This window comes from Providencia sp. 2024EL-00732, from assembly GCF_044006275.1.
In the GTDB taxonomy this organism is placed as follows: domain Bacteria; phylum Pseudomonadota; class Gammaproteobacteria; order Enterobacterales; family Enterobacteriaceae; genus Providencia; species Providencia huashanensis.
The window spans coordinates 203,275-229,061 of sequence record NZ_JBIPDG010000003.1; the positions used below are offsets into that span (position 1 = coordinate 203,275).

Sequence of the window (25,787 nt, forward strand, 5' to 3'; positions counted from 1 at the left end):
TAAAAAAACCGTTTTCACTGGTAATCGCAGGGGGTTTTATCGCCCATTTCATTGAAATAGAGCTTATTTTTCTCATTATTTCAGACGCATTCACGTAAAAGAAAACATAATAAAACCACTAAATAGTTACCTACTTTAGTCTGTTCCCCAGTTTATCAACGATAACCTCACCATCTTCTTTGATAAACACCTTTTGCTGCGGATTTGGCAATATGCCTAATACCACCTCAGATGGCCTGCATAATTTCACACCTAATGGCGTTACCACAATCGGCCTATTAATCAATATTGGGTACTGCAACATAAAATCAATTAATTGGTCATCGGTATAAATCGTTTTTTCTAAGCTTAGTTGCTCATACGGTTCCACATTTTTGCGTAATAGCTCTCTTACCGTAATGTTCATATCTATAATCAGTTGAACTAATACATTTTTAGTGGGTGGCGTTTCTAAATAATAAATAATCGTCGGTTCAATGCCACTATTGCGGATCATCGCTAGAGTGTTGCGTGAAGTACCACAATCTGGGTTATGGTAAATTGTAATTTCATTCATGGAGTTGCCCTTAATTTAGCAGTGAAAGCCTTAGCACTAAAGCAATCAATGTGACGGTGAGTACAGGAATAGTCATAATGATCCCCGTTTTAAAATAATATCCCCATGTAATGGTCATATTTTTTTGTGATAACACATGCAGCCACAGCAATGTTGCTAGACTCCCTATAGGGGTAATTTTCGGGCCTAAATCAGCACCAATGACATTGGCATACACCATCGCCTGTTGAATAACTCCCGTTGCTTGGCTACCTTCAATGGAAAGAGCGCCGATTAATACTGTTGGCATGTTATTCATGATGGATGATAAAAACGCAGTGATAAACCCTGTTCCTAGTGTTGCTACCCATAACCCTTTATCGGCAAGGTAATCAAGCGTTTCAGAGAGGTAATCCGTTAACCCTGCATTTCTTAAACCATACACGACCAAGTACATACCTAACGAGAAAATAACAATTTGCCACGGCGCACCACGCAACACTTTTTTGGTATTAATCGTATGACCTCTAGCTGCAATTCCCCATAAAATTAAAGCACCAATCGCAGCAATCACACTAACAGGAATACCTAATGGTTCTAAGACAAAAAAACCGATGAGTAATAGCGCTAGCACAAACCAGCCTGCTTTAAACGTCGTCATGTCCTTGATAGCTAAAGCTGGTTCACTCAGTTTAGTGACATCATATTGTTTAGGAATATCTTTACGGAAAAACCAATGTAACATCACCAGTGTCGCAATAATCGCAGCAATATCCACCGGCACCATAATTGACGCATACTCAGTAAAACCAATATTAAAAAAGTCAGCTGAAACAATATTAACGAGGTTAGAAACAATAAGTGGCAGGCTCGCTGTATCTGCAATAAAACCAGCAGCCATAACAAATGCTAATGTCGTGCCTTTGTTAAAGCCAAGTGCAAGTAACATTGCAATCACAATCGGCGTTAATATCAATGCCGCACCATCATTGGCAAATAAAGCCGCAACAGTCGCACCGAGTAACACAATATAGCTAAATAATAGTTTTCCTTGGCCACCACCCCACTTGGCAACATGTAATGCCGCCCATTCAAAAAAGCCACTTTCATCTAACAGCAAACTGATAATAATCACGGCAACAAATGTCGCGGTGGCATTCCACACAATATTCCAAACAACGGGAATATCTTGAAAACTAATCACCCCAAAAATAAGGGCTAATACCGCCCCTGCCGTTGCACTCCAGCCAATACCTAGCCCTTTGGGTTGCCAAATAACGAACGTAATGGTCAAAATAAAAATTAATGCGGCAATAAACATAACAACCTCGTTTAAAAGGTGCTTTTCTATGCACCTTTTTCCAAAAGTAGAACTTATCCTGCGAGCTGACTTAATGCGGATATCCCCACAGGCTCTGTCTCAAGTAAAGGGACAATAGCAACACGCTTTGCCAATGTTGATGCCACCTTTTCAATCTGAGAAACCTCCTGCTCAGCCCTTGAAAGTAACAATGGTGAGGTTGTTTCTGTGATAGATAGGCTATTATTAATCACCCATGCCCACGGATGTATATCTGCACGTATTAAATCATTTTGTAAGTTTTCCGCCTCAAGCACAGGTGTTGTTTCAGCAAGTGTCGTAATAATCACTTTTGTCCTTTCAGGATCTTGCAATTGCATCATAGGGGTTAAGAAGTGGCCCTTCCCTCCCATTTTCTTAGCAATTTCTTTATGGTATGCCCCAGTTGCATCAAGGAGTAATAATGTATGCCCTGTTGGAGCTGTATCCATCACAACAAAACGTTTTCCAGCATCCCTAATAATGCGAGAAAAGGCCTGAAATACCGCAATTTCTTCAGTACATGGGGAGCGCAAATCTTCCTCTAGTAATGCCCGCCCCTCTGCATCTAAATCTTTCCCTTTTGTTTCTAAAACATAACTACGATAACGTTCAGTTTCGGCGATAGGGTCAATTCGACTAACTTGAAGGTTGGGTAAAACACCATCGAGTGTTGACTCAATATGAGCAGCAGGGTCGGATGTGGTCAGATGAACATCTAACCCTTTTTCTGCCAGTTTCACCGCTATTGATGCTGCAATCGTTGTTTTCCCTACACCGCCTTTTCCCATTAACATAATCAACCCATGCTGTTGTTGAGATATTTCGCCAACCAGTTCTGACAAAGTAGGTAAAGAAATAGGTTGTTTTATCGGGGTAGTAGTTGGAACTTGTGGCATGTCATTAGATAACAACTGCTTCAGTGCATCGACTCCAACCATATTGATATTTTGTAAATAAAGAATATCGACAGGTAACGAGCGTAGTGCTTCAGGCATAGACGCTAATGCGGCTTGTTCACGAGAGTAGAGCGCATGGGATAACTTATCATTGTCAGTTATCGCCGTTTCGGGGAAAACACCATTAACGATCAATTGCTGATTTTTAATCCCCAGAGAAGATAACTCATTGTAGGTTCTCGCAACTTCTCTTAACGCAGCTGACTGAGGACGTGCAACTAATAGTAACCTTGTTAGCGAGTTATCACTCAGCGCTTCCACTGCCATGCTGTACTGCTCGCGCTGTTTTTCAAGGCCAGACATTGGCCCTAAACATGTCGCTCCGTCAGGGTTATCGCTGATAAAATCACTCCATGCACTCGGGAGTTGTAGTAAACGAATGGTATGCCCCGTTGGTGCAGTATCGAAAATAATATGGTCAAACTGACGGGTAATTTCTGTATTAGTCAACAACCCAGTAAATTCATCGAAAGCAGCAATCTCTGTTGTACAGGCACCTGATAGCTGCTCCGTAATACTTTGAATTACCGCTTCAGGTAAACTTTCTTTGATGGGATTAATAATTTTATTTCGATATTCTTCGGCAGCGGCTTGCGGGTCTATTTCAATCGCAAATAGGTTTGGCACTAATGTTATTGGCTTAATGTGGTTTCCAATTGATTGAGAAAATACTTGCCCCACATTAGAAGCCGGGTCAGTACTTACCAATAAAACTTTTTTTCCTTCCTCTGCCAATTTAATTGCTGTTGCGCATGAAATCGAGGTTTTACCGACCCCACCTTTTCCTGTAAAAAATAAATAGTTAGGTGCGTTATCTAAAAATTTCATTGTATATCCCTCGTTAACAACATGTTTTATCGTTACCACAGCACGGCTTAATGACCTCAACCTTCTCAATATTCATACGAATTCCAAACCATCTAGCAAGCTCATGGCGTTTAGGATATCGACCAGTCAACACAATCTCACCATCAAGAATAAATAGAGGGAGTGATTCCGCCCCCGCGGTTTCCAAAAATGTTTTCACTTTTGTATTGTCAACAAACGCTATAGGTTCTTGTGCTAAGTTAAAACGCTTTACATTCGCCCCTTGTTTTTTTAACCAATCTACATCTGTTGCGAAGTCTACTAATACTTGGTCGACTTCTGTTCCACAAACACCAGTGCTACAGCATAGCGCTGGGTCAAATACTTCTAATCTTTTCATATCTCAACCTTATATATGTTTTTTCGAATATGTTAATTTAAAAAATTTTATGCCGAACAATGACCCACTGACACTTTTGTCTCTAGGCTCTTGAGCAAATCTGCGATTCTATTTTTCTCGGTTGCATAGGTGACATCAATGATATTTTTTACCCATGGAAGTAATGTTGGAGATAAGCGATAGTGAACCCATTTACCCTGTTTAGAATCAAGCAAAAGACCGTATTCTCTAAGCATCGCTAAGTGACGAGATGTCTTGGGCTGTGATAAATTTAATGCGGTATAGATATCACAAACACACAATTCACCTGATGCTTTTAAAAGCAACACGATATTTAGCCTTGTTTGATCGCCTAAAATTTTAAACAGTTGTAATGGTTCCATACATGCTCCTTTACTCTCTACTATGTATAATATATACACGCCAAACACATACGTCAAAGCATATGTGTTTTTTAACTATAGGTTATCCTAATCCCCCCTTCAGGCGATGAGCCACCACGCTATGGCAATATTTCATACAGAATATGATTAGCATCATTGAGAGTTAATACTAAAAGTTGTTGTAATTCTTTTTACTTTATTTCACACTCAACTCTAATCTAACCTAAATTAACGAGATATTATGAAAAAGGCATTAATCGTTATAGATGCACAAAATGACTATCTTACTGATGGGCGGTTTCCTTTATGGGATATTGAAACGACCTTAATGCGTATATCTGATAAAATTTTAGAATTCAAAAAAAATGACTGTGCCATTATTTTTATACAACATCTATCACCTCTAGGCTCGGCCTTTTTTGACGAAACAACAAAAGGTTGTGAACTTATATCTCAACTGACTAACCTGTCCCAAGATCATTTCGTTGTAACTAAAAGACATGGCAACTCATTTGATGAAACGCACCTTGATGATTTGCTTATAACGCATAATATAGAACATATTGAATTATGCGGAATGATGACTCAAAACTGCGTACTATTTACCACGATTGCTGAACAAGCAAAGAAATATAAAATAACAGTATTAGGGAATTGCTGTACAAGTGTTTCACCCGTGATTCATGCTGTTGCACTAAAAGGCTTATCGAGAATAACAAATGTGATTTAAAGCGGTAATTGGGTTATTTTTTCTATAGATATTATTGCTAGCAAAAGTATCAAAAGTAATAACCTATGCCTATGATTTATTTAACTTTATTAAATATCATAGGGAATAAAAATAACCCTCACCAACTTCATTTAAAATGGAATTGTTTGTTTTTATTAGTATTTAGAGATTCATAAAAAATCATTAAATACATAGGAGCAAAACTAACCACCCATTTTATTATTTTTTTTCCAAATTATAAAATGGATAACCCCTAAACCACCATGACCATAAATATAAATCTCAATTAAAATAGTGAGTGACTTATGAATACTCCTAGCCTCTAAAGCAAATGGAGACTGCTGTAGCCATAAAATAAACCATGTTATACCTGACAAAATAACAATTGATAAAGCCCCCAACCCCAACCCTTGAACTGTTGCAGCAAGTCCTTTAGGAGAGCTATCTGGTAGCTTTTTAGCTAAAAGAGAATTTATATCTTCTTTGATTTGTTTAAAATCCCCCCAGAGATAGGGATAAAAATATTTAAAACCGCGTTGATTAAAACAAGATACGACTAAAAAGAACGTTAAAAAAAAGAGCACAAAACCAGAAATAATATGAATCCAAGTGAATAAATAAGCCATATCAAAAAAAGGAGGAACGACTGACTTTGTTCCTGTCATCCAATTACTAACAATGATTTGCGATATCACTAAAACTAAAATTAATAAATGTAAAATTCTTATTTTTTTAGTCTGATACAGGCCAAAAAAATCCCAAATCGATTTAAATATGCTCACAGTATCTCACCTTTCTTTTTATAATATTTCATTTACACAAAATTTATTAGTTTATAACTCGACTACCTCGTACTGCCAAACCTTGACTGCAGAATATTGTATATGAAAAATAACATACATCTACTGTTCAATTATGACTCTCTTTTTGTGATAATTATATTTATCATTATAAGGGTGATTCAATTAGACAAGGGTTTACAGACTTTTTACTAAAATTTCAGAAGATAATAAATTACAGAGAAAGGTGTCATTCGCTCAACAAAAAAAACACCTTATCTTATTGAAATTTGATTGAAATATATTTTCACCATAACTATTTTTTATAGTAAAACTATAAACAGTTTACGATTTAAATTATTACAAGATTTTTATGCGCGGGAACTATTAGCTTTGATATTTCAAAGTTACGATAGTAGCGTTAAACAAAGAATGACTTTATATGTTTAACGCTATATTTTGGAAAAACCATCCATTTCCGATAGTTTTAATTACCCGAGAAATTACTTATAACTTCATACGTCAATGAATCATTAGAACTATTTATAATTTTTAGTTTTACATTCCCATAAGAAATAACATTGCTTTTTTTAAGGTTATATTGAAGGTTGTTTCCAAATCCTTGATTTTCAATGTTTGAGCCTATTTTTCTGTAGCTAATATCTACTATTTGATTATTTATCCCATTAAAAATCAAAGCCTGCTCAAATGAATTACCATCAGGGTTATTTAACTCAAGATATTCAATTTGGGCTTTATCACTACAAACAGCAACATTTAAGTCAGTTACAATACAAATTTCATTAGCATTGGCTCCTTTCTTTATTAAAATTGAACTCCATGGCTGACCAAGAGTCTCAACGACAACAGAACCGGAGTCAATGGTTTGAGCTGGCATATAGAAATCACCTTTGTCACTTGAACCAACTTTTTTGAACACACCAGGAATAATTTTATAAGCCAGGTCTATTTGTATTGGGTTCAATACCTTAATCGCTTTCAGCTCGCTTATATCACCTTCCCTAACTAAACTTTGACCTATGATGGCACGATTAACACTACCTACTTTCGGCTCACTTATTTTATGTGAATCTGGCGTGTAATTATATTCGGTCACTGCACACCCAGATAATGAAAGAATACAACTAACAGAAACTAACAAATTTTTCATTTAATAAGACCCGTGGAAAAAAACATATGTGGACATCAAAGGTTACATTTATAAACAAGTTCTAACAAGCAATTCTCTGCGCTCCTGTTAGCGGATAACCACTAAATCACTCATAGTAACCTGTAACTTTCTTCCTTTCTGGCAGGTCACCCGCTACAACGCGTTAATTTAGAGGTGGCTTGACTTTTTCAGCATCCTGAATAGCTCTGATTCTTTCCATTTGAGTCATTATTACCATTACAGGTTTTAAAAATTACTGGTAAGAAGTTATCCCACCTTATACCTATAATGAGTCTGTCGTCGTTTCAGTGATCAATTTAGTACTATCATAAGGCATAGATAACGGGCACATTATCGCTGTACGAATTCATGGGCTTAGCTATCAAGCTAAAGGCGGTAAAGTATGGGATAAGGATATTGTAGGTAAGCTTATTTAATTATAAAACAGGTAGAGGGGCGGTTTTAGCTAACTAACTCGCCCTTCTAACAAAAAAGGATTAGGAGAAACTATATTAGCTATGTTTAATAAAGGCAGTTAGAAGATGACCAGTCTTTAATTAATCCATTTTTATCGGTAATAAAGTTATCTACGCATAAGCGAGGGTTATTAAGGTACGGGTCATTAGAACTGTTTTGGGTTTTCTTAAAGGTATACTGAGATCCCCCATCCTGTCTCTTATGAACCCCAAAAGGGCTGCCCCTTTGCATTATTAGGTCATCTATAGATTTACCAATCCAACTTTGGCGGCGATTTTTGAATTCATACTCCTCTTTTTCTCTTTCTAATTGTGCTTTTGATTTCATTGCAGTGGTGTTATTTCCATTGTTTTTGTGCTTTGCACCAGGGACACCCGTTAATGCATAAGTTATATCTGATATGGTATCTCTATGTTTCTGAGTACAACCACTTAATATGATCAGTGAAACTAAAATTATACTTAAATTGAATTTTTTATTCATCGAAGATAGCTCAAAATTAATAATTATTAATTATTTCATGTAGATATGAAATTCAAGTGTATCTTATACTAACTATAGTAATTATTAGACATATGAGAATCATCCGATATTGAAATAAACACAACCTAACCCCCAAATATTGCGCCGTTCAAAACGGTACGAAAGATATCGCATGGCTATTTTTTCGCTCTACCAATTACAATCTCTTACTAAAACTTTTGTATCATAATAATCTATTGACCTAATCATTTTTATACATCTGATATTGTGAGCGATAATTAATTTCAATCTGAAGTTTTCTGTGGTAGTAAACTGAGAACAACAATTAATAGTAGGCAATTATTGGATAAATACAGCCATTAATAGGCTTCAATACTCTATTCCCCTTCAAGACCAACTACGAATTCACTCTTTTTCTCGCGATTTAAGCACGGTTTTTCTTGGTGATATTCACGATCACATACTGTGATTACTCAATCCTGAACGCTGTGTCAGTCGTTCTATTCTTATCCACGTTTTGTGGTTACGAGAACCATTCAGGATAGTCGGTTATCTCCATGAGATATCCATAAAAAAGCCCCCTATATGTTGAATGATATGTCCAACTTTTTGGGTGCAATTCATAAGCGGGTTAGTTTTTGATGGCTACTGAGCTCTTCCTAAATGAACCCCATCAACCCTATCAATACGTATTCTCCATAAGAATAGTGGCATATCTGCGGATGGGTGGCTTAGTATTTTAACGTCTTTCATGTGTAGTGTTGTTACTATTTTCAATGGATTTGCGTCAAAGTCAGCAATTAAATGGTTGTAATAAAACTGAATAATTTCACCACATTAAGAGGTAGCTTATCCATAGGATATATTATCATTACCAATTTAAATTGTATTTCTGATTAATTGCACCAATGTAAATATCTATTTAGTAAATTATATCGTGTTCTATTTAGTTGTCTTGTTATTAAAATAGTACAGACTTAATTAATAAAAATGCATGAAATTACTAGTTACAATGCACATAATTAAGATAAATTTATTTATCTGCACAATAACCAATCATGATTAATTTTGGCATTTAACTCTGACAAGTTAACTTTTGGTGCTTTCAAGTTTTACATCGGTATTTATTGGTAATATAATCGGCTAAATTCATTATTCCTATCATGTAGTAAAGTAGAAATAAGAAAATCGTAATATTTTACAGTTTATATAATTAAAGCAATTGTTTGGGTTTGTTATATTTTAAAAATTATACTGCGATGTAAATTTACTACCTACAATAGTTAATGTCGCCAAATATCTCTTTATAATGGGATAGTCGTATGAAAGATTTAATTCTAGGGGGTACGGTTTTTATACCCGGTATTGCTTTGGTATTTTTTTTAGGTTTCTTTTTTTGGTTATTGATTAGGGTGGTTTACGCAAATTTAGTGTGCAAATATGAATATGCGGGGAGTTTATTCGATATTTCCATACTATTTTTCTGCGTTTTGGCCGTTCATTCATTATTAATTTATAGTTGGTAATATAATGAATATAAAGAAATACTTATTAATTATTATATCTGTTTTTATCATCATTTCGTCTATATATTTATTATGGAACCATTATGCATTAAGTCCATGGACTCGTGATGGTAGAGTGCGCGCTGAAATCAACCAAGTGACAGCTGAGGTTTCAGGGAAAATTGAACAATTGATGGTCATTGACAACCAAGAGGTCAAACAAGGTGAATTGTTACTCATCGTTGACCCTACTGATTATGAAATTAAACTACGTCAATCTGAATTAGAACTTAATGATTTAGTAGTTCAATACAATTTTGCAAAGAACCAATTAGCAAGGCGGACTAAATTAAGTCAAGTTGCAATATCTAAGGAAGAGCTAGATGATGCTAGAGCCCGCCAGGAAAGCTTAGCTAAGAAAATTGAATTAGCAAAAGTGAAGATTGAAAAAGCTAAACTTGACCTATCAAGAACACAAATTCATTCACCAGTAAATGGTTTTATTACTAATTTGAATTTACGTTCAGGGAATTATATTAATGCAGGTTCCCCTTTATTTGCGATCGTTGATAAAGACTCTTTCTATGTGATTGCTTATTTAGAAGAAACTAAAATGACCAATGTTGTGGTTGGTGATAGTGCAAGTATAAAGTTATACAGCAACAATCATGAATTAAAAGGCAAAGTACAAAGCATTGGTAGAGCAATTGATGATAACAATTCCACGACAGGGAGTCTGTTACTTGAAAATATACAGCCTAACTACCCGTGGGTTCGATTAGCGCAAAGAGTACCAATTAAAATATCATTAAATGGCACTCAAGGAGTTACACTTATACCGGGTACGACTTGCACTGTATTTATTGAAGACTAAGTGATGAAACTAAACTGGATATTCGCAGTTAAATATATGCTAGCGATTTTATTGGCTTGGTATATATCTTCATATTTTGGTTTTGATAAGCCCTATTGGTCAATGATGACGGTCGCAATCATTGGCTATCCAGACCCATCATTAAGCTTGGCTAAAATGGTGGCACGGCTTGCTGGAAGTTTTATTGGCGTTATAGCAGTAACATTAATCGCTAATATTAGTATCAGTGACCACTGGCTGTTTACCGCCCTGATTATTATTTGGCTGTCAGTATGTTTATTTATGGCGCTGACCTCACGTTATATGATACCTTATATGTTTTCACTTTCGGGGTATACTTCCGCAATTATTGCTTTTGGTACTTCAGTTTATCCATTGCCTATGACTATATTTAATTTGTCTCAAGAAAGGCTAATGGAGGTCATGATAGGTATCATTATTTATACATTTATTAGTTATGCTTTGCCAAATAGAACGAATAATCTACAAACAGCTCTACTGAAAAGTAAAATAAGTACGGATAGAAAAGATGTGTTATCAAGTGTGTTCAAAGGAAACTATGATAATACGATGAAAAATCTATCTATTATCATTGCTGATAGTATTGCCCATGATGAAGTGAGTAAATATGAAAGTCATTTTTTATCTTTTAAAAAGGCACACAGTAAGGTATTAAAATTACCTATGCTGGTCACTATATCTATTATTGGTTTAGTCGATCGAGCATTTTTACAGTATGAAAAATATAATCAAATATTAAGCTTGAAGAACAAGGTTGATAATCCCTCTACCTCTCAGTTTTATGTTTTTTTTGATTGGATAGATGCTTTTTTAAATACATTAAGGTTAGTTGTAAGCCTAGTGATTAGTGTCATTTTTTGGCTTAATACTGGTTGGGAATATGGCTACATATTACCTGTGCTAGTGAGTATTTCTTTTACTTTTGGGGTTACTATTCCCAATGCGAATAAGCTTTCTTTTATTGTATTTATTGTTGCTCTGTTGGTTATCGCACTTAGCTATGTATTGAAGTTTTTCTTTTTAATACAAGCATCAAGCTTTATGCAAGCAGCTTTGATTATGACCCCTGTTTTCATCCTTTTAGGTGTCCTGAAAACAGTCGGTAAATTAGCATTTCTGATTTCACATATTATGTGTATCTCATTAATATTTTTAATTAATTTTACTAATCCAATGAGCTTTGATTTTGTCTTTTTTGCTAATACAGCCATAGCACTTATTTTTTCTATCATTATAGTGATCTTGATGTTGTATATCATCCCATTGAGTAATACACAGCAAATAGAATCTCGTAAAGTTAATTTTATTTTACAGAAGATAAATACAATACCGTTAAATGAATTGGCTCTCATAAAAATCCGTAATACCTTACTAATGAATGTGAATTCATTATATGAACATAAAAATATTAACCAATTTTACGTGTTAATTGCATTGATTAGCCTATATGAATTATCGGAATCTGAGCAGGTAAGAAAGCTGATAGTAAGTATCATTAATGCAGTATCAATAAAAGATGATAAAGATAATATATTGAAATCTCTTAATGGTACTGAAAAATTTTATTCTGATATTAATGTAAAGTATGCCAAAGACGTTATTGGCTTGTTGTTATAACCATAAATATATGAGGTGGTCATGTTTGAATTATTAACTGCAATAGGTATTGGGTTAGTGGTATTGTTGCCATTATCAAATCCACTAACTACAGTTGCATTGTTTCTTGGTTTATCAGGTGGAATGACAATTGAGGCTCGTAAAAAAACTATAAAAATGACGCCTGTATATGTCTTTTTTATTATGTTGGCCTCATGGTATTCAGGGCAAGCGATCATGAATACCTTTGGTGTTACTATTCCTGGTTTGAGGATTGCAGGTGGTTTTATTGTTGCCTACATTGGTTTTCGTATGTTGTTTCCTATCGCTGAAAATAGCCGTAATGTTGAAGGGGGAAAAGCGGTAGATAATACATCTAGTATTGCATTTGTTCCTTTAGCTATGCCAAGTACTGCAGGGCCAGGTACTATAGCGATGATTATTAGTATGGCTTCATCAGTAATCACCAATGAAAGCGCTTACCCACATTGGGTTGTTATTGTCGCGCCACCGCTGGTATTTTTAATTTTTTCTGTGATCCTGTGGGCCAGTCTAAAAAGCTCAAATCTTATTATGAAGTTTTTTGGTAAAAGCGGTATTGATGCAATATCTAGGCTGATGGGATTTTTACTGGTTTGTATGGGCGTGCAGTTTATCATTACGGGTATAGGAGAACTCACACGTTCTGGTTTTTTTAGCTAGTTTTGATCAATGTTATCGTGTATTGCTCTGATTTAATATATAAATAACACCTTATTCAGCTCTTACTCCTCAACTGAATAAGGTGTTATAGCGTTTTATTTTTCATCGCCAGTCAACAAAGGTGATAAATTAATATCGAATAGTATTAATTATCTTTACCATCTCTAAATCCTTTTAGAATATACAAAAAATACATTAGTGAATATGTTATTACTTAATTTTTAAATATAGTTACTAACTATTTGAAATTACGACGCCTTTTCATATTTACATGAGAAGTGGATATAATTTAAATATAATGTTAAAAAACTATCTAACTACCTTTGTTAACGAGCCCGAAAATCATCATTCTTATTCCCCTACCAATAATCAACTATTCCCCATAAAAACTAATTACTTTTAGGTTTGTATTTAGCCCTGTAAACCCGTTTTTCATCATTAACACACTCCAAGGTAAACACTTCATCTATTGATCCGACTCTTACTTTAAAGTGTGTGCTGCTATCAACATCAATTACTGTTGGGTAGGCGTTACTGAAATTAGAAATTACAATCTTTGCTATTGATTTACATTCATTAAATAGCATTTTAGAGCTATCAAACTTATCCAAAACGGGGGTTTCGCTATTCGGGATTTTATTGGTAACGGTCATCTCTAATAGCTCTAAGGGAGTATAAACAACGGTAGTCTTCTCCTTAGCGATACCAAAAACTGGAATTAACATACATAACCATATTATTTTCTTTATATTTTTATATCCATTAATGTTACCAATAAATGATTTAATCAAAATCGCTATCATGTTGAACGGACCTATTTTTTGTCTTATAAAAAGGTATGGTCGACACTACTCGATTGTTATCCACTAGAAAACAGAAAGCACTGCGCCCTATGGTGTGTAAGAATCTCACGCTATCAGCTCTAATGTGAATATCTACCATATCAATGATTGGCTTCTCACACATTACAATTATACATATAAAGCCAGCCTTTTATCTTTACCAGCATATCTATATTTTATACGCCAATACTTAGAGCCATTCGGGGCAACTTCTAAATACATGGCTAAAGCCGCGACAGAAAAACCCATCAATTATCTACAAATATCTTTTCAGCAAGACTGATACAGTAAGTATTGATATCGTATTTGAAAGAGCACTAATTCACCACACTAATGATTACAATAGTAATTATAATGAAATCCATAGAATTCTAAATGATTATGGGTATTTTATTATTCAGGATAGAAGCATAAAAATGTTGCCCTATCGGGTGGAGAACAACACTTACGTGGTTTCCTCTTTGAATGCTTTCCAAACTGATTGAAATTGGAGCTATACGCAGTCCAATTCAGCAGCAAATTGAAACTGTATTACAGCAATATGGCTTCAAACTTGTTTCCTCACAGTTTTTTTGTGAGGCGCAACGTGTTTATGAAAACTTTTCTTCCCTAGAGCGAGATATTAGCGCTCGTACAAACCGCTCCATTTGCATGAGTTAGATAATAATGAAATTACCTTTTTAACAAACACATTAACCCAACTTATCCAAAAATTATTAAATAATATTATTGGTATATTTGGGGCGCCAAAAAAACTATTGATTCTATTTACTTTTATTTCTAGCACTTCAAGAGACTCTATGACTATCCAATATTTCAGTCGCCATACATCGCAGTTATCTAATGACCAAAAAGAGGTTATCTACACTTTGTTATATCAAAGCTTTGACTGTGATTTTTCTCGAGATGACTTTCAGCATGCTTTAGGCGGCATGCATATTTTAGCTTACGACCAAAAACATGTTGTTGGCCACGTATCCATTGTTCAGCGCAATATGGCATTAGGTCATCACCCAGTCACTGTCGGTTATGTTGAAGCCATGGCAGTATTAGAAAGTTATCGCCGCCAAGGTATTGGTCGACAGCTCATGCAGGAAACCAACAAAATTATAGAAAACTGTTATCAACTCGGCTTACTTTCTGCATCTGAAGAGGGTTTTCCTCTATATCAATCAGCAGGATGGCATGTTTGGGAAGGAAAGCTGTATGAACTCAAACAAGGCTCTTATATTCATTCCATTGATGAAGAAGGCGGCGTTCTTGGGTGGACAAAAGATAAAACGATTGATTTTTCCCAACCACTCTATTGCGATTTTCGCAGTGGTGATCAGTGGTAACAGCTTGAAGATAATTTATAACGATACTGAGACTATTTATGAAAGAACAGAATATTTATGATAACCCCATTTTTTTTTAAAATTATCAAACATTAAGGGTCAATGATACGGGCCTTAATGGCATCATAGAAGAACCTGCATTAAGGGCTCTATTACCTGATTTAAAAGGTAAAATAATTCTCGATTTGGGATCTGGCTTTGGTGATTTTGCACGGTACGCACACAGCAAAGGGGCGAAAAAAGTTTACGGTATTGAGCTTTCAAGTAACATGATAGAACAAGCCAGAAAACTGACCCAAACCGATGATATTGAATATATTCATGCGTCAATGACTAACCCTATGACTTTCGATGAACGTTTTGACTTTATTATTTCCTCCCTCGCAATCCACTATATCGAAAACTTTAATCAGCTCGCAAGCGAAGCATATTCTCACCTCAAAGAGGGTGGGAAATTTGTATTCTCTGTGGAACATCCGATGTGTACCGCACATGCTTCTTCATTTATGAAAAATGAATCTGGTGAATTTATCTGTATGCCTGTCGATAATTATCAGAATGAGTCTATACGTCATACCTCATGGTTTGTCGATGACGTTATTAAATATCACCGAACAGTCGAAAGTTATATTATGGGATTACTCAATGTGGGATTTGTGATTGATGCTCTTAAAGAGCCTAAAGTCATCAATGACGCCCTATTGGAAAAACCGGAAGCTGAAATTTTTAATCGATATTCACCTTTTTTAATTATTAGTGCACACCGTTTGTAATAGCAAAGTTGTAATATCCGCTCTGAGTTAAGTTAAGGTGTCCATCACGTAGGATCACCATCAAGGGGGGCACATGACGGCTTATAGAGCGGAGTTTTTTACATTGGAAGATGAACAAAGAAAGCGTAAAATCAGTTAACCCACTGAATTTTAGGCATAAAAATAGACATCATTTGAAGTCTACAGGATTCAATATAAAGACATACCTCATTAATTATAAACATTTTATATTCATTCAATTTCGTATCATGCTTCCAATTATGTCCCCTTTTTATTTTGTGACTCAAAAATTAAGAGGTTCAGGCTTCAGTTTTCCCAAAGCCACCAGCATTGCAAAATATCATCAATTGGTAATTTCATTGCAGATAATGAAATACCAACCGGAAATAGTTCTACTCGTGTTTTCCACGACTTCGTTTCAAACGGAACTGTAAAATTAACACAGGTACGACTTCAAATTTAATCAGCTATTAATCAATCTTATTTAAACTTTACTTTCAGGGTTTAGCTTGAACATGATGGTTGTTGATTCAAGGTCGCCATGAATTGATTGAGCGAACTCAGGGATTTCACCACTAACCTGCCATCCTAGAGAGGTATATAAGCTAACAGTTATTCCTTTGGTATTTGTATCTAATGTTAGAAGTGTCAATCCTATTTCCCATGCTATTTGCTCAGCCGCTAGCATTAATCTCCTTGCGAGACCTTTGCGCCTGTAATCAGGTAATACCAATAATTTACAAATTTCTCCTCGGTGTTTGCCATTTGGCTTTGTACACAAATCAAGTCCAACAACACCAACGATTTTATTATCTACCTCTACTGAGATAAGCTTAAAATTGTTTGTTGATAAAGAGTGATTGACACCAACCCAATAATTTTTCATATCACCTATTTGATCTTTTGCGTCAGTATATCCAACACTAGCCCCACCAAGGACGCATCTATACAATAAATTGGTCAGCTCATCTATTTTGTTATCGCTTATTTTGTCACTATAACAACGTATAATCATATTTGCGCCTCAATAAGGGTCTCATTGCACAATAAGTTAGTAGATTAACTATGAATTAATTGAGCACACAAGTAACTAAAATTTTATAGATATATTTGAAACTCCTCGGTAACTTCGGAGCAGCTGAACAGGTCATCTTAAAGAGGAACAATGAAAGGTAGGTAACTAATTGTGGGTTAGTCTAAAGATGTGAAATGTCCTCTTTAGATTTTCCGATTTCAAATCAGCTTATGATACTAACTTTTACTAAGTAGTAACTATCTGTACCCCTGTTAGCTGATAGCCATTAAACCTCTGTAGCTTTATGAGTAAATTATTAAAATAATAGTTCGTAATTAATTGTTAAATATCAGACTAAGAGGATATTATAATTTTAATTACGAACTATAGTAACTATTCTAAGAAAAATGAAACATCAATACTCCCTCGATAGCTTCCCGCTTTGATATTTCCATTATGACAAAGGTTGAAATATAATGTTTCTTTAGTACTACTATTTGACATATTCCCTAACTTAATACGGTCATAATATGGAATAGCATCACCATTTCCATTTCTACAAATATCTGGGGTGGATGCTGCTCTTGAGGTTACAATATATGGCCTTTCTGTTGAATCCGCTGTATTGCCACTAAGTGAGTCCAAAGCCATTCCAGCCAAATTTGTGCCTGAATTATTTCCCAAACCTGTTTGCCCATGTAATTGCTGATTAGCTGAAACTACCATTAAAAGCTTACCTGCTGTTACACAATTAACATGTATGCTCGCAAGTTTAGTTTCAAGCAATTGGTTCTGTTTTCTCCCCGCAAGTTGATTACCAAATTTAATATCAGTCGAGCTAAGAGGTGCCACGGTACAAGAGTCTAATGCCTCAACACTTAAACTGTCGTTATCTAAAAAGTAGGGGAATAAAAATGACCATCCTGAATTATTTCCATATAAATCATCTTTATATCCAAAAGCGATAGACTCACCAGGCAATAATTTATATTTACCTTTAACCACTGAGGCATTTCCACCTGAGACTGAACTTGCATAAGCAGAGAGGCTGGAAATGCTTACTTGATTAAGACCGTCATTTCTTTTTGCATTCGGATAAAAATAATTTGGCCTATTTATGCTATTATTTTCAAGAGCCCAAGTCAGAATACCGCTTGGTACAAGATTTCCAGATATTTGTTTCGATTTTTGTAAGACAGCAGTTTTTGTTACATTATTGCCATTATACTCTTTATATCTTGTAGTTACCGTACCATTAAATAACAAAACTATAATTCGAGAATTATCATTCTCATTAACTAACTTTATCCCATATGCTGAATTATATTCAGCAAAAGCTCCTCCATTTGTAGTGAGAAACTTTATATAGTCATTTGTTTTAGGCAACATTGGATAATTGACATTTGGATCTGAAGGATACATAGTTTTCTGGGGATGCCTGTCATTATTAAAAATTCTTACTGATGGATATAGCTCCCCTAAATATCCAGTTTGACCTGCCCTTACTGTTAATTTATCAGTTGCTCCAAATGCTGATAATGACATTCCAAGCAGTATGATAGCGGATAGCTTTCTAGTTACTCGTTGATAACGCATTAAGTTTGATTGCTCTATTTTCATAATGATGTTCACACCAAAAAATAAGTTTTTTAAATATTCGGACACTAATTCTCTATCAAGCTCAATCATTGTTTTAAATAGTGTCCCATCTATACCTTATATAAATTCTATAAGGATCATACCTCATTACTCTGTACTTGAGTGTTAAATAAATGCCATAAATGTAACAATAGATTACTCATATAATGAGTTTACTTGAGATTTAATACTGAAAGTCCATATATTGGAAAGGTAATATAAAACCATAAAATTATAACTTTTATCGCTAAGCACTATCTCAAAACCAGATTAATGCTCATTGGTCATCGTTTCAGTGACCATTGGTAAGGGGTGACAACGCATTGTTTTTATTGCGAGAGGTCACAGTGACCACTAACCATGTCACAACTCATTGATGCAACTACAAACGGTCAATTTGACCGCCTAAAACATTAGGGTAACATTAGGGTTAATACCTTACCGTAACCTTACCGTTATCGGCTTAATCCTCCCCGTAACATCCCCGTTTAACCTTGCCGTAATCTTGCCTTTCAATCGCATTATACGGACCGTAATAGGACCGTTATTTTAGCTTTGGTTATTCATGTTCTGAGTAGATAACCCATTGATTTAATCGGTAACGCATATTTGCGTCACGGTAACTTATTGATATTTAGTCAGAGTGCTTATTTGCATTGTGGTATTAATCACCATCGGTAACCATTCCTGAGTGGTTACCGATGGTGGTTACCAGTGTGGTTACTTTTATCTCATGACCATTATTAGAAATATTGCCAGCCAGTGACGAGCCTCCAATTTCAGAGCCTCATGACTCCTTAATATCAAGGAGTCCTATTTAACCGCCTTAAGTGCCCTTGATTCCAAGGCAACCTATAGCCTGTATACCAGTGAACACTGGTGAGACAGGAGAAAGGAAACCATGTCAATATTCCAAAGAGGAAAGCAAATCAGGTCAGGCTATCGGTGTTGCATTGAATGATACATCTTGTCAGGTTCTTAAGGAACAAATAGGAAACCATCACAAATGGGTATTTGTTCACACTGAATCCAAAAAGAGATCAGACGGAACATTAACGCCAAGCGTTAGAAAAATGCGCGTTGATTCTAACACAGCATGGAGAGCTGCACTAAAAAGAGCAGGGATAGAAAACTTCCGCTTTCATGATTTGCGGCATACATGGGCTAGTTGGTTGATTCAGTCTGGCGTCCCGCTTTCAGTTTTACAGAAAATGGGCGGCTGGGAATCAGTTGATATGGTGAGAAGATATGCACACTTAGCACCTAATCATTTAGCTGAACATGCGAAGCAAATAGACACTATTTTCGGTACTTGCGTCCCAAATACGTCCCAGTTAGCAAAAGTGGAGAATTTTAAATGATGGTAAGTGATTGAAAATTAATGGTACGCCCTACAGGATTCGAACCTGTGACCTACGGCTTAGAAGGCCGTTGCTCTATCCAACTGAGCTAAGGGCGCATTGATAATGCAGGTAGCCTATATGGCTGATGGCGTTGAATTATACGGTTGCTGAGCGCCGAGTCAATGGCTTTTCGCTACTAAAATTACTAGATGCTCAATTTATGTAACAGTTTGAACTGACAATAGTGTGAAGTTCTGACAAAATAGAGATATTACCGTGTCTCATATATGGATTAAGTTACAGATGTTAGCAAAAATTATTGATGGGAAAACGATTGCGCAGACAATTAGGCAAGAAGTTGCCCAAAAAGTACAGTTACGTTTAGAACAAGGAAAACGCGCTCCAGGGCTTGCCGTTATTTTAGTCGGTGCCAACCCTGCCTCGCAAATCTATGTTGGCAGTAAGCGTCGTGCTTGTGAAGAAGTCGGTTTTATTTCGCGTTCCTATGATTTACCTGATACAACGTCAGAAGCGGAATTACTAAAACTGATTGACGATTTAAACCAAGATACCCAAATTGATGGGATCTTAGTTCAATTGCCATTACCTGCGGGCATTGATAACGTTAAAGTTATTGAACGCATTCATCCAGACAAAGATGTTGATGGCTTCCACCCCTACAATGTGGGTCGCCTTTGCCAGCGAGCACCTCGCTTACGCCCTTGCACACCAAGGGGCATCGTTACGTTGCTAGAACGCTATAATATCAATACACACGGTTTAAATGCCGTTATTATTGGCGCATCTAACATCGTTGGTCGCCCAATGAGCCTAGAGCTACTATTAGCAGGTTGCACCACAACCGTTACCCATCGTTTTACCCAAGACTTAGAACAACATGTGCGCAATGCGGACTTACTTGTTGTTGCGGTTGGTAAGCCTAATTTTATTCCAGGAGAGTGGATTAAACCTGGTGCTATCGTTGTTGATGTTGGTATTAACCGTTTAGAAAATGGTAAAGTAACAGGGGATATTGATTTTGATGAGGCGTCAAAACGCGCATCTTGGATAACCCCCGTTCCCGGTGGAGTTGGGCCAATGACCGTAGCAACCCTGATTCAAAACACGTTACAAGCGTGTGAAGAGTACCACGATATTTAATGTAATCTGGAGCAACAATGGAAATTTTCAATCTTGATGGGCATCCGCACGTCGAACTGTGCGATTTGCTAAAAATTCAAGGCTGGGCTGAAAGTGGCGCAATGGCTAAAGCAATGATTGCTGATGGCTTAGTACAAGTCGACGGCGTCGTTGAAACACGTAAACGCTGCAAAATTTTGGCTGGAAAAACCGTTTCAATGGGTAGTGAAACAGTCAGAGTTGAAGAATAGTTTATTTGGGTAAGCTGAGCCATTCAGCTTACCCACCTCCCTCTTTACCCCCATCATAACAACCCTTTATCTGTTAGCTCATTTCCAAGTAAACCATCAACAATTTATTTTGAGATATTTTTTACCCCCTGCCCCCTGCCTTTTAAAAAAAACATTATTCTTTGTTTCTGATAATAAAATAATTTCAGCAACACTTCAGCTCGCAATAAAACTCTCCTTATAAAACGTATTTATTTAAGTTAAAAAATTTAACTTAGATCTCAATTTCAACATAATTTTCTTCTATTCCATAGACAAGACTAAACGATTCAGCTATCGTTGTTAACGATAACATGATTAACAAACAATCAGATCTGCTCGTAAGCATTCTTTCTGGCTGGTCCGGTTATCACTAAATAATCAGGAGAAATTATGTTTAGCCTATCAATTAATGATATCCATCTTGCTGCATCAGCAACTGACAAAAAGAGTGCCATTGAACAAGTGGCTCTAGCATTAGAAAACTCAGGTTATGTTAAAAGTGGTTATGTACAAGGGATGCTTAATCGAGAACTGCAAGCCCCCACTTTTTTAGGCAATGGGATTGCTATTCCTCATGGGACAACAGACACTCGAGACCAAGTATTAAAAACGGGTTTCTCTGTATTCCAATTTCCTCATGGTGTTGAATGGGGCGATGGGCAAACTGCTTACATTGTCATTGGTATTGCTGCTCAATCTAATGAACATTTAGAATTGCTTCGCCAATTGACCCACGTTATTAGTGATGAAAATATTGCGCAAGCAATGGTAAAGGCAAATACACCTAAAGCACTAAAGCAATTATTAATGGGAGAAAGCCAAATTCAGCCATTAAAATTTGACGATACGATGGTTACTATTAATGCCCATGCAGATAATATTAATACATTGAAAATACAAAATATTATTAACCTACAAAATGCCCAAATAGTGAGTACTGACTTTATTACGCAAGTGCTCACTGAAACACCTTATTACCTTGGACAAGGTATTTGGCTAAGTGATAGCCCTGTTGGGAACATTCAAAATGGTATTGCGTTATCGGTCGCCAAAAACACCTTTCATTTTCAAGAGCATCCAGTCAAAGCCTTAATCACCATTTCTTATGCGAATAACCAAGTTGAGTCATTTCTATCAAAAGTAAGTCAGTTATTACAAAACCAACAAATCAGTCATATTTTAAAAAATGATAACGTTAACTCTTTAGTTTCACGCTTTACAAATGAACAAAACACAAACTCCCCTTCCCCCTCCGATTCACTTATAGAACCAAGCCAGTCTGGGATCACTCAAGATTTTACCATTATGAATCCACATGGCTTGCATACTCGTCCAAGTACCCTGTTAGTCAGCACTATTAAAAAATTCGAAAGCACAATCACCGTCAGTAACCTTGATGGGACAGCAGTACCTGTTAATGGGCGTAGTTTAATGAAAATAGTCAGTTTAGGCGCTAAATGTGGCCATCGTTTACGAATTCACGCAGAAGGAGTTGATGCACAGCAAGCGATAAGCACGATTGGCGAAGCCATTAATTCCGGACTTGGAGAACAAATTCCATGAGTAGAAGAGTTGCAACTATCACTTTAAACCCAGCTTATGACTTAGTTGGTCTGTTAACTGATATCCATCGTGGTGATGTGAATTTAGTTAAAACTGCAGGTCTTCACGCAGCAGGAAAAGGGATCAATGTCGCCAAAGTACTTAAAAATTTAGATATTGATGTCACCGTCGGTGGTTTTTTAGGAAAAGAAAACCAAGATGGCTTTCAAAAAGTCTTTAGTGAAACGGGTATCGCGAATCGCTTCCAAGTCGTTGAAGGACGTACACGAATTAATGTGAAACTCACAGAGCAAGCTGGGTCTGTGACTGATTTCAATTTTTCAGGTTTTAGCATTACCAAAGCAGATTGGCAGCGTTTCGTAACAGACTCACTAAGCTGGGCTGGGCAATTCGATATGATTTGTGTTAGCGGAAGTTTACCTCAAGGCGTCGACTTAAATGATTTTACCCAATGGATGCGCCGCCTGCGTGAACAATGCATGTGTGTGATTTTTGATAGTAGCCGCGAAGCCTTTGTCGCAGGCTTAAAAGCATTACCTTGGCTAGTCAAACCCAATCACCGTGAATTAGAAATTTGGGCAGGCAGAGCACTATCTACCCATCAAGAAATTGTTGAGGCCGCGAATCAGCTCCGGCAGCAAGGTATTGCCCATGTTGTCGTTTCTTTAGGTGAAGAAGGTGCTATGTGGGTTAACGCATCAGGGGCTTGGTTTGCAAAACCACCTAAATGCGAAGTTATCAGTACTGTTGGTGCCGGAGACTCCATGGTTGGCGGGCTAATCTATGGCTTATTAATGAGCCAAACTAGTGAACATACCTTACGTCTTGCTACAGCGGTATCCGCACTCGCAGTCTCACAACCTAATGTCGGTGTTACTAACAGAGCTCAACTTGCACGCATGATGGCTCAAATTGACTTACAGCCGTTTACAGTAGAATAAGGGTAAACATGATGAAAATACTAATCGCTCCGAGTCATCAACAAGGTCCTGCTATTGTCTGGCTGGCTATTGATGCCTTAAAAAAAATATCTGCTAGCCAAAATATTACGTTTACAGAACAACTTTCAGATGCCGATATTATCATTTGTTTTGAAAATCAACTACCTGATAACTTTACTTGCATTGATAAAAAAGTTTATTTTGGCCTTCCTGAGCACGCAATTAGGCAACCTGCTGAATTTCTTTCAGCAGCTCTTAGCCAAGCTATATTCTTAACAGAAAATGCTTCAGCACCTTCTCATTCGTCTCCTCTATCTGTTCTGGCAGTTACCGCCTGCCCTACAGGGGTTGCACATACCTATATGTCAGCAGAAGCTCTTGAAACTGAAGCCAAAAAACGTGGCTGGCATATAAAAGTAGAAACTCGAGGTTCCGTCGGTGTAGGAAACGAAATTATACCAGAAGAAATAGAACGGGCCGATCTTGTTATCGTCGCGGCAGACATTGAAGTCAATGTTGATAAATTTGCGGGGAAAAAAATGTACCGCACCTCCACCAGTGCGGCATTGAAAAAAACAGCTCAAGTAATGGATAAAGCTATAGAAGAAGCGAGTCTATTCACGCCACAATGTGGAACCCCCTCCTCGCAATCACATAAAACCAATGAAAAACGTGGAATATATAAACACTTACTCACTGGAGTGTCTTATATGCTTCCGATGGTTGTTGCCGGAGGTCTGTGCACCGCACTGTCATTTGCGTTTGGTTTGGACGCTTCCAACATTGAAGGGTCACTGGCTTGGGCACTTAGCCTAATTGGTGGACAAACAGCTCTCGCGTTGATGGTGCCAGTGCTATCCGGTTATATCGCCTACTCTATTGCTGATAGGACTGGTTTAACGCCAGGTCTAGTCGGCGGTGTACTTGCAACCACTTTAGGTGCTGGGTTCTTAGGTGGGATTATTTCTGGCTTCCTTGCGGGTTACAGTGCTCATTTTATTAGTACTCGATTAAAATTACCGCAAACAATGGAGGCACTAAAACCAATTTTAATCGTGCCACTAATTTCTACCTTAGTGACCGGCCTAGCCATGATCTATGTAATAGGGCATCCCGTCGCTTGGTTAATGGATTGGCTAACAAACTGGCTAAATACGATGGGAACCACCAATGCCGTGATCTTAGGGGCGATTCTCGGTGCAATGATGTGCACTGATATGGGAGGCCCGGTCAATAAAGCTGCCTATGCTTTTGGTGTGGGCCTGTTAAGTTCACAAACTTATGCGCCAATGGCAGCGATTATGGCAGCAGGAATGGTTCCCCCTCTTGCAATGGGTATTGCAACCTTTTTGGCTCGTCATAAATTTGTTCCAGCGGAACGTGAGGCAGGCAAAGCTTCATTTGTTCTAGGATTATGCTTTATTTCTGAAGGAGCCATTCCCTTTGCAGCAAAAGACCCTATCCGTGTTCTCCCTGTTTGTATCATTGGTGGCGCAATAACTGGAGCGTTATCCATGTACTTTGGTATTCAGTTGATGGCACCTCACGGGGGTCTATTTGTGCTGTTAATACCCGGAGCCATTAATCATGTATTGATGTATTTATTCGCGATAGTAGTTGGCACAGTGGTTTCAGGTGTGCTTTATGCCATTGTCAAAAAAGCAACCCCTAAAGAAGCTCAACAAGAAATGGCAAGTATCGCTTAGTCATACCAATTTAAGTTCCATTCCTAGTCCCTGTTGGTAGTCTTATTCCCCCCTTAATTGGGGGGCTTTTATCTAGAACAAAATAAAAACGGTTAGATATCACTACCTAACCGCTTAAATATCTAACGCTTTATTTTTAACTCAATTTATATTTGAAATAAAACTTATATTAATATGCTGAATATTTAATGTTATTGCTAGGCACCGAACGCGGATAACTCGGGGAGCATACAAAAGTATGTGACCCAAGTAGCCAAGTGATGGCAACACCGCCACAGCGTGAAATTAACACTTATTAATACGCTAAATAGTTCGTATTGTGGCTAGGCGCCGAAAGCGGATAACTTGGGGAGCATACAAAAGTATGTGACCCAAGTAGCCAAGTGATGGCAACACCGCCACAGCGTGAAATTAACACTTATTAATACGCTAAATAGTTCGCGTTGTGGCTAGGCG

General features: G+C 36.9%; 23 protein-coding genes, 1 tRNA gene and 2 pseudogenes. 13 read left to right on the plus strand and 13 right to left on the minus strand.

All coding sequences use genetic code 11. The features are described 5' to 3' along the window. Positions 1-130: 130 nt before the first annotated feature. From arsC to ACHB7C_RS07705, 5 genes are read right to left on the minus strand one after another with little or no spacing between them, the layout of a single operon-like run. The gene (gene arsC, locus ACHB7C_RS07685) at positions 131-556 is read right to left on the minus strand and encodes a glutaredoxin-dependent arsenate reductase (protein WP_166685684.1); all 426 of its coding nucleotides are present in this window, start codon (positions 554-556) and stop codon (positions 131-133) included. 10 nt (positions 557-566) lie between these two features. After that, positions 567-1,856: an arsenic transporter gene (locus tag ACHB7C_RS07690; RefSeq protein ID WP_042845295.1), complete on the minus strand. Its 1,290-nt coding sequence runs from the start codon at positions 1,854-1,856 to the stop codon at positions 567-569. A 53-nt stretch (positions 1,857-1,909) separates the two neighbouring features. Beyond that, the gene (gene arsA, locus ACHB7C_RS07695; RefSeq protein WP_210831642.1) at positions 1,910-3,661 is read right to left on the minus strand and encodes an arsenical pump-driving ATPase; all 1,752 of its coding nucleotides are present in this window, start codon (positions 3,659-3,661) and stop codon (positions 1,910-1,912) included. Positions 3,662-3,674: 13 nt separating this feature from the next. Beyond that, on the minus strand, positions 3,675-4,040 hold the full coding sequence (gene arsD / locus ACHB7C_RS07700) for an arsenite efflux transporter metallochaperone ArsD (RefSeq protein ID WP_071548315.1): 366 nt from the start codon (positions 4,038-4,040) through the stop codon (positions 3,675-3,677). Between the two features lie 47 nt (positions 4,041-4,087). Then, the gene (locus ACHB7C_RS07705) at positions 4,088-4,423 is read right to left on the minus strand and encodes a metalloregulator ArsR/SmtB family transcription factor (protein WP_042845301.1); all 336 of its coding nucleotides are present in this window, start codon (positions 4,421-4,423) and stop codon (positions 4,088-4,090) included. Positions 4,424-4,664: 241 nt separating this feature from the next. Here ACHB7C_RS07705 and ACHB7C_RS07710 point away from each other — a divergent pair, with 241 nt between their 5' ends. Beyond that, positions 4,665-5,153 carry an isochorismatase family protein gene (locus tag ACHB7C_RS07710; RefSeq protein WP_048608039.1) on the plus strand — a complete coding sequence of 163 codons (489 nt, stop codon included), beginning with the start codon at positions 4,665-4,667 and terminating at the stop codon, positions 5,151-5,153. A gap of 203 nt (positions 5,154-5,356) precedes the next feature. On the opposite strand, the gene ACHB7C_RS07715 is transcribed toward ACHB7C_RS07710, so the two are convergent. The 3 genes from ACHB7C_RS07715 to ACHB7C_RS07725 form a co-directional block, all read right to left on the minus strand. Next, the gene (locus tag ACHB7C_RS07715; protein WP_129466254.1) at positions 5,357-5,935 is read right to left on the minus strand and encodes a cytochrome b/b6 domain-containing protein; all 579 of its coding nucleotides are present in this window, start codon (positions 5,933-5,935) and stop codon (positions 5,357-5,359) included. A gap of 484 nt (positions 5,936-6,419) precedes the next feature. After that, a complete protein-coding gene (locus tag ACHB7C_RS07720; RefSeq protein WP_198860847.1) occupies positions 6,420-7,103 on the minus strand; it encodes a hypothetical protein in 684 nt (227 codons plus the stop codon). Positions 7,104-7,625: 522 nt separating this feature from the next. Beyond that, positions 7,626-8,063 (minus strand): hypothetical protein, encoded by a 438-nt coding sequence (locus ACHB7C_RS07725; protein ID WP_048608041.1) that lies wholly within the window; start codon positions 8,061-8,063, stop codon positions 7,626-7,628. Between the two features lie 1,530 nt (positions 8,064-9,593). Here ACHB7C_RS07725 and ACHB7C_RS07730 point away from each other — a divergent pair. The 3 genes from ACHB7C_RS07730 to ACHB7C_RS07740 are packed head-to-tail and all read left to right on the plus strand — an operon-like array spanning position 9,594 to position 12,761. Continuing rightward, positions 9,594-10,442 carry an HlyD family secretion protein gene (locus ACHB7C_RS07730; protein WP_042845314.1) on the plus strand — a complete coding sequence of 283 codons (849 nt, stop codon included), beginning with the start codon at positions 9,594-9,596 and terminating at the stop codon, positions 10,440-10,442. A 3-nt stretch (positions 10,443-10,445) separates the two neighbouring features. Further along, positions 10,446-12,080 carry an FUSC family protein gene (locus tag ACHB7C_RS07735; RefSeq protein ID WP_395346989.1) on the plus strand — a complete coding sequence of 545 codons (1,635 nt, stop codon included), beginning with the start codon at positions 10,446-10,448 and terminating at the stop codon, positions 12,078-12,080. A 21-nt stretch (positions 12,081-12,101) separates the two neighbouring features. Further along, complete coding sequence (locus tag ACHB7C_RS07740) at positions 12,102-12,761, plus strand: MarC family NAAT transporter (protein ID WP_129466255.1); 660 nt, start codon at positions 12,102-12,104, stop codon at positions 12,759-12,761. A 389-nt stretch (positions 12,762-13,150) separates the two neighbouring features. Here ACHB7C_RS07740 and ACHB7C_RS07745 read toward each other — a convergent pair whose 3' ends face one another. Together ACHB7C_RS07745 and ACHB7C_RS07750 are read right to left on the minus strand one after the other, a co-directional pair. Then, the gene (locus tag ACHB7C_RS07745; protein WP_395346936.1) at positions 13,151-13,564 is read right to left on the minus strand and encodes a hypothetical protein; all 414 of its coding nucleotides are present in this window, start codon (positions 13,562-13,564) and stop codon (positions 13,151-13,153) included. A gap of 171 nt (positions 13,565-13,735) precedes the next feature. Next, a pseudogene (locus ACHB7C_RS07750) lies at positions 13,736-13,825 on the minus strand (Arm DNA-binding domain-containing protein); the annotation flags it as partial. Between the two features lie 77 nt (positions 13,826-13,902). On the opposite strand from ACHB7C_RS07750, the gene ACHB7C_RS07755 reads away from it, so the two are divergent. From ACHB7C_RS07755 to ACHB7C_RS07765, 3 genes are all read left to right on the plus strand, one after another. Then, a complete protein-coding gene (locus ACHB7C_RS07755) occupies positions 13,903-14,088 on the plus strand; it encodes a hypothetical protein (RefSeq protein ID WP_395346991.1) in 186 nt (61 codons plus the stop codon). Positions 14,089-14,403: 315 nt separating this feature from the next. Next, entirely contained in the window at positions 14,404-14,940 is a 537-nt protein-coding gene (locus ACHB7C_RS07760; protein ID WP_042845323.1) for a GNAT family N-acetyltransferase, read from the plus strand. Positions 14,941-15,065: 125 nt separating this feature from the next. After that, positions 15,066-15,713 carry a class I SAM-dependent methyltransferase gene (locus ACHB7C_RS07765; RefSeq protein ID WP_395346993.1) on the plus strand — a complete coding sequence of 216 codons (648 nt, stop codon included), beginning with the start codon at positions 15,066-15,068 and terminating at the stop codon, positions 15,711-15,713. Positions 15,714-16,197: 484 nt separating this feature from the next. Here the strand turns inward: ACHB7C_RS07765 and ACHB7C_RS07770 are convergent, their stop codons facing one another. Both ACHB7C_RS07770 and ACHB7C_RS07775 read right to left on the minus strand, forming a co-directional pair. Continuing rightward, a complete protein-coding gene (locus tag ACHB7C_RS07770; RefSeq protein ID WP_166686110.1) occupies positions 16,198-16,728 on the minus strand; it encodes a GNAT family N-acetyltransferase in 531 nt (176 codons plus the stop codon). Positions 16,729-17,121: 393 nt separating this feature from the next. After that, a complete protein-coding gene (locus ACHB7C_RS07775; protein ID WP_395346939.1) occupies positions 17,122-18,417 on the minus strand; it encodes a hypothetical protein in 1,296 nt (431 codons plus the stop codon). Positions 18,418-19,283: 866 nt separating this feature from the next. Between ACHB7C_RS07775 and ACHB7C_RS07780 the strand changes: the two are divergent. After that, positions 19,284-19,727: pseudogene (locus ACHB7C_RS07780) on the plus strand (site-specific integrase); the annotation flags it as partial. Between the two features lie 21 nt (positions 19,728-19,748). On the opposite strand, the gene ACHB7C_RS07785 reads toward ACHB7C_RS07780, so the two are convergent. Continuing rightward, positions 19,749-19,825 (minus strand) — tRNA-Arg (locus ACHB7C_RS07785). A 187-nt stretch (positions 19,826-20,012) separates the two neighbouring features. Here ACHB7C_RS07785 and folD point away from each other — a divergent pair. The 5 genes from folD (at position 20,013) to fruA (ending at position 25,331) form a co-directional block, all read left to right on the plus strand. Next, a complete protein-coding gene (folD, locus tag ACHB7C_RS07790) occupies positions 20,013-20,870 on the plus strand; it encodes a bifunctional methylenetetrahydrofolate dehydrogenase/methenyltetrahydrofolate cyclohydrolase FolD (protein ID WP_042845338.1) in 858 nt (285 codons plus the stop codon). 17 nt (positions 20,871-20,887) lie between these two features. Further along, positions 20,888-21,100 carry a ribosome-associated protein YbcJ gene (gene ybcJ, locus ACHB7C_RS07795; protein ID WP_071548520.1) on the plus strand — a complete coding sequence of 71 codons (213 nt, stop codon included), beginning with the start codon at positions 20,888-20,890 and terminating at the stop codon, positions 21,098-21,100. A gap of 411 nt (positions 21,101-21,511) precedes the next feature. Then, a complete protein-coding gene (gene fruB / locus ACHB7C_RS07800; protein ID WP_166686108.1) occupies positions 21,512-22,684 on the plus strand; it encodes a fused PTS fructose transporter subunit IIA/HPr protein in 1,173 nt (390 codons plus the stop codon). Beyond that, positions 22,681-23,625 carry a 1-phosphofructokinase gene (fruK, locus tag ACHB7C_RS07805; protein ID WP_042845343.1) on the plus strand — a complete coding sequence of 315 codons (945 nt, stop codon included), beginning with the start codon at positions 22,681-22,683 and terminating at the stop codon, positions 23,623-23,625. Before fruB ends, fruK begins: the two co-directional genes overlap by 4 nt. An 11-nt stretch (positions 23,626-23,636) precedes the next feature. Beyond that, a complete protein-coding gene (gene fruA / locus ACHB7C_RS07810; protein WP_395346995.1) occupies positions 23,637-25,331 on the plus strand; it encodes a PTS fructose transporter subunit IIBC in 1,695 nt (564 codons plus the stop codon). Positions 25,332-25,787 lie beyond the last annotated feature (456 nt).